Raw genomic sequence first — 4851 nt, forward strand, 5'->3', positions numbered from 1 at the left:
AGTTGAGGGTAGTTTCAAGTTATCTGCTGCGGCCGTCCCGCCCCCACGGCGGGAGGATGCGCACGCCCTAACCCCTTTTCGGAGTTGCGTCATGGCGACACTGCTGCACATCGACTCGTCCACGTTCGCGGGCCGGGCTTCCACCTCTCGGGCCATCACCGAGACCTTCCGCCGCACGTGGCTGGAGGAGAACCCGGGCGGCGAAGTGATCTACCGGGACCTGGCCGCCGAGCCGGTCCCGCACATCACCGCGGACGCCTACAACGCCGGGTCGGTCGACCCGGCGGAGCGCACCGAGGAGCAGGCGCGGGCCTTCGCCGGGCGCCTGGCTCTGATAGAGGAGCTGGAGGCGGCCGACGCGGTGGTCATCGGCGTGCCGATGTACAACTTCGCGGTGCCCTCCACCCTCAAGGCGTGGCTGGACCAGGTGATCCTGATCGGCCGAACCGCCCTCTCGCCGGAGTCGAAAGTGAAGGACATGCCGGTGACGGTGGTGGCCACCCGCGGCGGCTCCTACGCCCCCGGCACGCCGCGGGCGCCGCACGAGCACGTGCTGAACTACCTGGAGTCGGTGCTGACGGTCATACTCGCGATGGAGCCGACCTTCATCGTCGCGGACCTGACGCTCGCCGCGCACATCCCGGCCATGGAGCACCTGGTCCCGCTCGGCGAGCAGTCGCGGGCCGACGCGTTCGAGGCCGCCGAGAAGGCGGCGCGCGCCGCGTAGTGGCGCGCGAGGACCGTACCGGCGTACTCAGCGGGCCAGCGGGTGGTTGTCGGCGCGGGCGCGCAGGCCCTCGACGAGCAGGGTGAGCACGCGGCGGCGGCCGTCATCGTCCCCGACACGGACGAGGTCGCCGTTGACCTGGAAGATGCGGGCGATGTCGTCCATCCGGGCGTCCTGGCGCAAGGCCCCCTCCGTGCGGGCACCGGCTGCCAGTTCGGCGGCGAAGGCCAAGGACCAGTCGCAGACCGCCTTCAACGCGGGGGCGTTGGGGTAGAGGCGGGAGAACGCGTCGTTGAACGCCGGGTCGTCGGCCTGCCCCTGGCAGATCGACCCGACGTAGGCCAGCAGCTTCTCCCACGCGCCGCCGGCCGTGCCGTCCGCGGTGGCCATCGCCGCGCGCACCCGCCGGTCGGCGAGTTCGTTGACGACTTGGTCCAGCAGAGCGTCGCGGCTGCCGAAGCGGTTGTAGATCGTGCCGATGCTCACACCCGCCCGCTTCGCGATCGTCTCCAACGGTGTGTCGAGCCCGTGCTCGGAGAAGGCGTCCGCCGCAGCCTGGCGCAGCTTCTCGACGTTGCGGCGGGCGTCGGCGCGCAGCGGCGGCCGCTGGGGTGCCTCGGGCACAGTGCTCATCTCTCCTCAGTCGAGGAACCAACCAAGCTGCCGGCACGTTCAGAACAGCTAAGTTGACACCACCTTCAGCTTATACGCCCTGCCGGGCCCTTCAGCGGACGTCGGTGAGCCGGGGGCTGGTGGGGACCGCAGTTCGGGTTCCTCGATCTGCGGCGAACAGACCTCACGCAGAGGAGCAAGCAGCTGAAACGGTCCTTGTTCCTCTGCGCGTTCGCTGCCCTCGCCGCCCCAGTCTCGTACACCTACTGCGGCAAGAAGACCGATGATTCCGCGTGGGTAACTTGGCCGCGCAGCTGAGACGCTGGTGCCGTCGGCACAGTGCAGGTGCTGAAGATTGACGGCCCGGACTCGCAGCCGGGGGTAGCCACGATGCTGCTGGCGTCAGGCCCAGACCTACCATCAGGCAGGGGCCGGGTGCGCTCGCGATCGACAGTCTATTGAGCGGCCGCTTCTGTCTCGCTGGGCATCGCAGCGGTGGCAGCCAGGCTGTAGTACACCGAGCGCCCCTGCTTCGAGCGCTCCACCGAGCCCCGTGCGACCCCCTGTTCGAGAGTGTTGCGCACCACCGTCACCTGCACCCTGCGATCCGGGTGCGACTCGGAGAGTGCGGACGCGATCTCGGCCGCGGACTTCGGCTCGCTCTGCCCGGCGAGGTGGCCGGTAATCAGCTCACCCCACGTCGGCTCGCCAGGGCCCTTTGCCGCCTTCCGTTCCTCGTGCCTCGCGGCCTTGACGGGGCGAGAAGGCCGCGCAGGAACCGTCGTGCCCTTGGCGCTGCGAGCAGTGGGAACCCGTGCCGCCTTCTTGCCCTTGCCGCTCTTCGCGATCGGCTTCGGCGCACTGCCGAGCACATCCTGCATCTTCACCAGGATTTGCTCGCTCTGTTCCAACTGCACGAGCTCGTCCTGCAAACGCGCAAGTTCCGTGCGCACCCGCTCCTGCTCGCTCTGGTTCGCCCCGAGGTCGTCCGCGACCCTCTGTGCGTAGCCTGCGGTGACGCCAATGGCTTGAGTCTTTTCGGACACCGGACCCTCGTCCTTCGAAGTTGTGCAACTGGCTGAACAGCCGATGCTACCCACTTCACTCCAGGTCACGTCTGCACGGTCACCGCCCCAACACCCGCTACCTACCCATCACCCCTTCGAAACCAAGGTGCAAGCGGCCCGCCCAACCACCCATGGGAGCAACCTGAACTGGCGTAATACGGGCTAGCGGAAATCTCTTGTGACCAGGCGGAAAGCAACATGCATCACGCTCGCGCCGGCCGGTCGAGCATCCGCTACCCGGCGGCGTGGACATGAACTGGGGGCGGTAAGAGCGCCGACGGCTATGAATTGGATCCGGATCGAATCCTGGACCTGGACCTGGACCTCGCGGAGCACCACTTCGTCATCCCGCTGGACCCCGATACAAGCGGGGCCCGAGTCGGCTCACATGGTCGGCGTCGACGAGAGCCGAGCTGCGGCGCGCCGTCCGCGGATCGGGCCCGAGCGGATCCGGCGGCCCGGTGCGTTGGCCCGGGCCGGTCTGTCGACGCCGCGTCAATAGCCCCGGCGCACCTCGTGGTTCACGCTCGCGGTCCCGGCCCACGTGTGTGCCGAGCGCCGATCATGCCTCGGCGGATGCGCCCGTCGCGGCCGCGATCAGGGAGGTCGCCGCCGCGTGGGAGGTCGAGGCCACCGTGGAGTCGTGGTCCATCAGGGCGGAGATGCCGGCGCCGTCGTAGAGGAGTTGGAGCTGGCGGCCCAGGGTGTCGGGGTCGGCGGCGCCGGCCTCGGCGGCGAGGCGGGTGAAGAGTGCGCGCATCCAGCCGCGGAAGGCGTCCGCCGCTTCCTGGACCAGCCCGCCGGGGCTGGCCTCCGCGCCGGCGCGGATGAAGGCGCAGCCGTGGAAGTCGGGCCGGTCGAACTGCCGCCCCTGGGACTCGAAGACCGCCAGCATCTGCTCGCGGGGCGTGTCGCGCTCCGCGACGGCCCGGGTGAGTCGGTCGGCGGTGGCCGCGTGCCGGGTGTCGAGGTACGCCCGGACGAGCTGCTCCTTGCCGCCGAAGGTGTTGTACAGCGACGCCTTGGCCACGCCCGCGTGCTCGATGACCCGGTCGATCCCGACGGTCTGCACGCCCTCGGCGTAGAACAGCTCGTTCGCGGCGGCGAGCAGGCGCTCACGCGCCGACGGCTTTGCGGTGCTCTGGACACTCGCCATGACGGTCACTCCTTCAGACAGATCTGTCTACATTATGCCCGGCCGGAGGCCACCGCTCAGGCGTTGCCTCCGACCCGCGCGGGGACCGCCCCGTCCCGGCCGCCGCGCACGAGCCCGAGCAGCGCGAACGCCGCGAGGGCGATCACGGCGACGCCGTACTCCTGCGCAGTGGCGGTCAGTCCGCCCGCGTGGACGACGAGGAAGCCGGCGATCACGGCGGGCACCCCCATGCCCAGGTAGGAGACGACGAAGAGCAGCGACAGCACCCCGGAACTCTCGTGCGGCCTGGCCAGCGGCATCACCGTGCGTATCCCGCCCTGGAAGCCGCTGCCGAAGCCGACGCCCGCGATGGCGGTGCCCACGAAGAAGCCGGTGGGGGAGGAATCGCGGATCGAGACGAGAGTGAGAGCCACCCCGGCGATCAGCGCGAGGATGCCGGTGAGCATCACCGTCCGGGTCGCCGCCTTCCGCAGGACCACCACCGAGACGGCGGCCACCCCGGCGAGCACGAACAGGCTCATCCCGCCCAGGACTTCGGACCTGGAACCGGTCAACTGCCGTGCGAGGGACGGGCCGAGCGCCCCGTACAGCCCGGCCAGCGCCCAGACGGCGAACAGCACCGGCGCGGCCACCAGCATCGGGCGGCGTACGGCGCGCGGCAGCTTGATCTCCGGCACCAGGCTCGCCAGCGCCCCCGGCTTGCGGGTCACCGTCTCCGCCATCAGCGCGACGGCGACGGCCTGCAGGACGAAGACCGCCAGCAGCCCGAGGTAGACCAGATGCGTGGGGGCGGGCAGGAACTGGACGACGAGGCCGGAGGCCAGCGCGCCGGTCGCCGTGCCGATGCCCGGGACGACCGCGTTGGTGATCGTGCCGCGCGGCCGGTCGATGTCCATCATCCCCGCCCCGATCGCGCCGAGCGCGGCGCCGGTCGACAGTCCCTGGACGATGCGGGCGACCAGCAGCCCCGGCACGCCGTCGGCGGTGGCGAACACGACCATCGAGACGACCTGCGCCGCCAGCGCGGCCAGTAGCACCGGCCGCCTGCCGACGTGGTCGGAGAGCTTGCCCATGGTGAGCAGCCCGAGCAGCACGGCCACCGCGTAGACGCCGAAGACCACGGTGGTGGTGATCGGGTCGAAGCCCCATTCGGCCTGGTACACCGCGTAGAGCGGGGTCGGCGCGCTGGAGGCCGCCAGGAACGAGATGGTGATCGAGGCGAGTACATACAGCGCCACGTTCGGCGGCAGCCGCCGGCCCCGCGCGGACACGGCAGCGGATCCGGATCC

At 70.4% G+C, this 4851-nt stretch carries 5 protein-coding genes; 1 reads left to right on the forward strand and 4 read right to left on the reverse strand.

The window, feature by feature from the left end:
• The first annotated feature begins 91 nt into the window (after positions 1-91).
• A complete protein-coding gene (locus J0695_RS36830) occupies positions 92-727 on the forward strand; it encodes an FMN-dependent NADH-azoreductase (RefSeq protein ID WP_206969112.1) in 636 nt (211 codons plus the stop codon).
• A gap of 27 nt (positions 728-754) precedes the next feature.
• Here the strand turns inward: J0695_RS36830 and J0695_RS36835 are convergent, their stop codons facing one another.
• From J0695_RS36835 to J0695_RS36850, 4 genes are all read right to left on the reverse strand, one after another.
• A complete protein-coding gene (locus J0695_RS36835; RefSeq protein WP_206969113.1) occupies positions 755-1360 on the reverse strand; it encodes a TetR/AcrR family transcriptional regulator in 606 nt (201 codons plus the stop codon).
• 434 nt (positions 1361-1794) lie between these two features.
• Positions 1795-2385 carry a hypothetical protein gene (locus J0695_RS36840; RefSeq protein ID WP_206969114.1) on the reverse strand — a complete coding sequence of 197 codons (591 nt, stop codon included), beginning with the start codon at positions 2383-2385 and terminating at the stop codon, positions 1795-1797.
• Positions 2386-2968: 583 nt separating this feature from the next.
• Entirely contained in the window at positions 2969-3562 is a 594-nt protein-coding gene (locus J0695_RS36845) for a TetR/AcrR family transcriptional regulator (RefSeq protein ID WP_206969115.1), read from the reverse strand.
• 56 nt (positions 3563-3618) lie between these two features.
• Positions 3619-4851 (reverse strand): MFS transporter (locus J0695_RS36850; protein ID WP_206969116.1); only part of this gene is annotated, 1233 nt, incomplete at its 5' end.

It is taken from the genome of Streptomyces beijiangensis (genome assembly GCF_017315755.1).
GTDB lineage: Bacteria > Actinomycetota > Actinomycetes > Streptomycetales > Streptomycetaceae > Streptomyces > Streptomyces beijiangensis.